The sequence below is a fragment of the Tetragenococcus solitarius NBRC 100494 genome (assembly GCF_001544195.1).
Lineage (GTDB): Bacteria > Bacillota > Bacilli > Lactobacillales > Enterococcaceae > Tetragenococcus > Tetragenococcus solitarius.
Map to the genome: position 1 here is coordinate 1 of NZ_BCPY01000066.1, position 5598 is coordinate 5598.

The following is a 5598-nucleotide window of genomic DNA, read 5'->3' on the forward strand; positions in this document are numbered from 1 at the left end:
ATGTTTTTGTTTTTAGAACACTTAGTTAGAAATTGAACAAATAAAAAAATGTTCTGATGGATTGAATCAAAATGAGTGATATACCCTGATAGTTTACTAATAAAGATTTTCAAGTTTTGGCGCTAAAAAAAGCTAGTTATTCATGAAACAGAACATTGTGTGGATGACTTTTTGATTTATAAAAATTCTTTTTAAACAAAAATCTAAGTAATATTTGAATTGTTATAAGTCAATTTTGAAAATTTATGTTATTATTACTTTTAAGAAGTAGTTTTTGAATAGGGGGTTGAATGGTGGAAGAAGAAATAACTTTAAAGCCCTTTCGTCGCGTCTTAAGCGGGTATGAAGTGTTGTCCAAAACGGCACTAACAATTACTGATTGTTCTGAGCTTGCTGAACGGTATAAACAATTTGGGGTTGATGGGTATCGTATCGGCGATTATAGTGGCCCGAGTTATTTAAATCGGTACTTAGAATGTTCGATAAAAAGTGCGCCGATGCTTGTTTATAAGAGAAATATTTTCATTCCAATGGTTTTTCGTGGAGCAAACGAATCGCAAAAGTTGTTTAGTGAGCCAAGTCGTATGCCAGGATTTTTCATTTTATTGGACTGGCTGATCGAAAATCGCCCAGAAAAAGCAATTATTAATTATAGGGCACCAAGTGAATTTCATCCGGAAAAAATGTATGTAGACAGTGCTTATGTAGCTTTCCGTCTATCCGAAATTCTTGATGTAGGTGGTTTTCCTATCAGCCGGTTTAAGACATTAGAAGAATTTATTGTATGGAATCGCATTTATCATTTAATTGAAAATGGTCAAATCGGACGCCATAGTCGGATTTTTGATAAAGATAATCCGACCAATGTTTCTGAGCTTAAGATGATTTTACAAGTTGTGCAATTAAAATACCCGGAAACAACGTTTTTTATTTGAGTAATAAACAAGGAGCTGTGACATAGGTTCCTTTAATCATAAAATATCCGAACTATAGAAGAGATTATTCCTACGATTAGGAAATCTTATCAAATATAGTTCGGATATTTGTCTTACCTTTACTTATATCACAGCCCCTTGGTGGGTATTAATTTTTTGTGTTTAAATCTTTTAATTGGTAAGTGCTTGGGTCAATGTTTTTTAATAAAGGGCTCTTTTGTCCAAAGGAAATCACATTAAGTTCGTGCATTGCACGAGTAGCAATGGTGTAAAAAATCAATTGGTCATTTGCTGAAAAGTTTTCTGACACATGCCAAGCATAAACACGGTCAAATTCTAAACCTTTAGCTAAATAGGCCGGAATAATGACGGCTGCACGTTTCATAAATTCATCTTCAGAAGTAATAAGCTGGATTTCTTTTTTAACAGTTTTAGAAAACAAGGTGTATAAATCCCTGCATTCTTGTGTAGTCTTGCCGATAATAGCTGTGCGCCACTGTGCTTTTTGTTTGGTTGTATCTAATAAATGATTCTCAAGCCAACCAACAGCTTCTTTTGGGTCCGAAGCATTTATTACAAGTGGTTTTTTACCATTTCTGGCGGTTGTTTGCACTCGGTCTTCTTGTGATAAAAACTGATTGGCAAATGCGGTAATTTCCTTTGTTGAACGATAACTTGTCGTTAGTTGATAACGTGTTATTTCTTCTTTGTTAAACAATTTGTCTAGTGAGCTGACAATAGACTCATTTCCAAAGACTTTTTGATTTAAGTCTCCACATAGCGTCATAGAAGCTCGCGGGAATAGTTGTTTCAATAAAGCGGCTTGAGCAGGAGGAAAGTCCTGCATTTCATCGATAAAAATAAAACGTACCTTTTGTTCAACATTTGCAGGAGAGATTTTTTGTAAAAGGGAGAAATACAAGAGTGCATCTTCTTGCAACATTTCCTTATTTTTCATTTGTTCACGCAGCGTTTGAATACTTTTTTCCCATTGTTTAGCCAATATATTATTCTTTTGTAAAATGCTTTCAGGCAATTGTTTTAAAAAGTGAAGATACTGTTTTGCAAAATTAACAAATCGATAACGATTTACTTGACGCATTAATGGACGAAATTTCTTTTTTACTAGTTCTTGTTTAATTTGTTTTGTTAATTGTTTTTCCTTTTCTTCTGAGTCGTCAAGGTTAGGGTTGTTCTCGTAAATTTCATCAATTTTTTCGGCTGCTTGTTCTTTAACCCAACGTTTTTTAGCTTCATCTTTTTGTAATCCAGCAATTTTTTTCAATAATTTTGTTTGTAATAATTGTATACGTTGGTAAAGCGGTAATGTCACATTGGTTTCTTTATACCACTGACGGATTTTCTCTTTTGGAATATAAGTTTGTCCCTTGATCTTTAAATCACGGAAAAGAGGACCAAAGTTTGTAATCGAAGCGATGTAGGGCTTAATCTGTTCGAGTACAACTAAACTGTTTTTTAATTTTTGTATAGGATTGTTTTGACCACTCAAAAATTGGGCTTCTTCTTGTGCAATATTTTTTATGGCGTAATTAGGAACTAATTTTTGCAAAAAGTTAGTGAAAGTTTGTGTAGGTACTTCGCTTTCTCCTAAAGAAGGCAAGACCATAGAAATATAGTCTGAAAATAAGTGATTAGGCGAAAACAGTAACACCTGATTAATATCTAACCAATTTCGATGGTGATAAAGTAAGAAGGCGATTCTTTGTAGTAAGGCAGAAGTTTTACCACTACCGGCAATTCCTTCGATAATCATATATTTACTCGTTGTGTCTCGAATAATTTTATTTTGCGCTTTTTGAATTGTCGCCACAATATTTTTCATCTGTGGAGAAGAAGTATCATCTAAAATATCCAATAAAAATTCATCATTGATCATTTCGGAGGTATCGACCATTGAAAGAAGCTGACCATTTTGGATTTTAAACTGCCGTTTTAATAGCAAATCGACCGTGAAGTTTTCCCTATTAGCAGTATAATACGCTTGACCTAATTCTCCTTCATAATATAAATTTGCAATCGGAGCACGCCAATCAATAATAATGGTGTTGTCATATTTATCACGTAAAGAAGCTATCCCTAGATAGAGCGTTTCAGCAGCTTCTTGTCCTTCTTTAAAATCAATTCGTGCAAAATAAGGAGAATTGACCATCGTTTGTAAGGTGTGCATCCGTTTTTCTTTGGCCTCTGCTGTTTGATATCGTAAAGTCAGTTCATGTTCATGCTGCCGATATTCAACCACCGACTCATAGAATGATTCTTCGCTTGCGGTATTAATCGTATTTTCAGTTACTTCTTTTAGGTGGCTTTGCATCGATTTTTGTAGGTCTTTTTGCTGATTTTTTAACAGCTTTTCCTCATTTTTTATTAAAGTAATTGTTTGTGCAAGATGTTGTTCTTCATATTGACGTTCGTCCATGTACTTACCTCCAATTGATAAGCTTTTCTATTTCTACAGAAATTTCATCACAAAATTATAGCACAAAACAGTTTGCTACGCGAAAAAATACAGTCAAGCACTAGAGTAATTTTAAAAATAATCGATATAAAAATTGTTTAATAAAAAAATAATGGATGCAATTGTTCTTTTACATATGGTATACTTTCACTTAAATATTATGTATGGAAATTTTTAGAAAGAAAGTGGTTTTAGCTGTGGATACAAAAATAAACGAACAATTTTTACCTCTTTTATTAGGTAGTGACATCAATGTTTATGGAATGGCTCGTTCATTTCATGAAGCATATGGCACAATCTCAGAAGCACATGGTGCCGGACAGCTTTCCCCAACAAAATATAGTAAGATCGTAAATGTGCATACCCATGCTGGTTTTTCTGAACCCGAAGGATTTATGAAAGTCATGCGTGAATTGATGGCTCAGTATAAAGATGATCCGCGCAAAATTATTTTAGTCCCTTGTGGCGACGGCTATACTGAATTAATCACTCGCAATAAAGAAGAACTAAGTCAGCGCTTTATTTGTCCAACAGTGGATGCTAAGACTCAGGAAACTTTAGAGGATAAAGCCGCCTTTTATCAAACTTGTGAAAAGTACGGGTTACCTTATCCGGACACCTTGATTATTACCAAGGATATGGTAGAAAAAAAGGCTTCTGTTGAATTACCCTTTGGTTTTCCAGTGGCTTTGAAGCCTTCAGATAGTGTCGAATATTTAGATATTGACTTTGAAGGTCGTAAAAAGGCATTTATTTTGTATTCACAAGAAGAAGTCGACGATATTTTAGCCAAAGTTTACCAAGCGGGTTATACTTCTGAAATGATCTGTCAGAACTTTATCCCAGGGGATGATTCAAGAATGCGCGTATTAAATGCTTATGTGGATCAAAACCATCATGTACGTATGATGTATTTAGGTCATCCTTTGTTAGAAGACCCAACGCCCGAAGCAGTGGGAAATTATGTAGCGATTATGCCTGATTATAATGAAAAAGTTTTTCAGCAAATCAAAAGTTTTTTAGAAAAAATCAAATATGTGGGCTTTGCCAACTTTGATATGAAATATGATGAAAGAGACGGCCAATACAAATTATTTGAAATCAATTTACGTCAAGGAAGAAGTAGTTTTTGTGTTACTTTAGGCGGATATAACTTAGCCAAATACTTAGTAGAAGACTATGTATTGGAAACACCTTTTAGCGAAACAACTTATGCTAGAGGAGATAAGTTATGGGTTGGTGTGCCTGAAAAAATCTTAAAAGAATATATTGCAGAAGGACCAGACAAAGATCGTGCTATGCAATATTTAGCAGAAAAGAAGTATGGGAATACTTTGTATTACAAGGAAGATATGAATCTAAAACGCTATTTGCTTGTCAAACGAATTTTTTATTTATATCATGAAAGATACAAAAAATATTTTAGAAAGAAATAGATGATAATGAAAAACTTTTTTACCATTTTAGGCGGTATGGGGACGTTAGCCACTGAAAGTTTTATCCATGTATTAAATGAACGGACGCCCATTCATTCTGATCAAGATTATCTTAACTACCTTTTAGTGAACCATGCGACAGTTCCTGATCGTACAGACTTTATTTTAGGAAAGACCAAGGATGATCCTTCGCTTGCTATAAAAGAAGATATTCAGCAGTATAGTCACTTTCAACCGGACTTCTTTGTGCTTACGTGTAATACGGCGCATCATTTCTTTGATAAATTACAAGAAGAAACTGATATTCCTATTTTGCACATGCCGCGGCTCGCTGTGGAAGTAGTAAATCAAAAGTTTGCCAAAACATCAGGTAAAACGCGTGTAGGTTTATTAGCTACAGAAGGAACGATCCAAACCAAAGTTTATGAAAATGAATTAATGAAATTTGATAATTTAGAGGTGATTTTACCTGATGCTACTGTACAGCAAGAGGTTACCAATCTGATTTATCGAGATGTGAAAGAAAATCATTTTTGTAATGAAGAATTATTTTATCAAATATTACAGCAGATGACAGAAAAGTATGCTTGTGATGTTATAATTTTAGGATGTACCGAGTTATCATTAGTGCAGGAATTTACTCAAAACAAAAAGTACCCGGTGGTTGATGCACAATCTGAATTGGCCGATGAAACCATTCGTCGTGCATTAAGAAATCGGGAAGAACCAGAGAAAAAAGCAACGTAAACAT

4 protein-coding genes are annotated in these 5598 nt (G+C 34.2%); 3 read left to right on the forward strand and 1 reads right to left on the reverse strand.

Translation table 11 applies throughout. From position 1 onward, the window contains the following. Nucleotides 1-293: 293 nt before the first annotated feature. A complete protein-coding gene (locus tag TS1_RS11870; RefSeq protein WP_068710690.1) occupies nucleotides 294-935 on the forward strand; it encodes a hypothetical protein in 642 nt (213 codons plus the stop codon). 148 nt (nucleotides 936-1083) lie between these two features. Here TS1_RS11870 and helD read toward each other — a convergent pair whose 3' ends face one another. Next, the gene (helD, locus tag TS1_RS11875; RefSeq protein ID WP_068710691.1) at nucleotides 1084-3372 is read right to left on the reverse strand and encodes an RNA polymerase recycling motor HelD; all 2289 of its coding nucleotides are present in this window, start codon (nucleotides 3370-3372) and stop codon (nucleotides 1084-1086) included. Nucleotides 3373-3575: 203 nt separating this feature from the next. Here helD and TS1_RS11880 point away from each other — a divergent pair, with 203 nt between their 5' ends. Together TS1_RS11880 and TS1_RS11885 are read left to right on the forward strand one after the other, a co-directional pair. Continuing rightward, a complete protein-coding gene (locus tag TS1_RS11880) occupies nucleotides 3576-4847 on the forward strand; it encodes a carboxylate--amine ligase (protein WP_068710692.1) in 1272 nt (423 codons plus the stop codon). A 6-nt stretch (nucleotides 4848-4853) separates the two neighbouring features. After that, entirely contained in the window at nucleotides 4854-5594 is a 741-nt protein-coding gene (locus TS1_RS11885) for an aspartate/glutamate racemase family protein (protein WP_068710693.1), read from the forward strand. The last annotated feature ends 4 nt before the right edge of the window (nucleotides 5595-5598 follow it).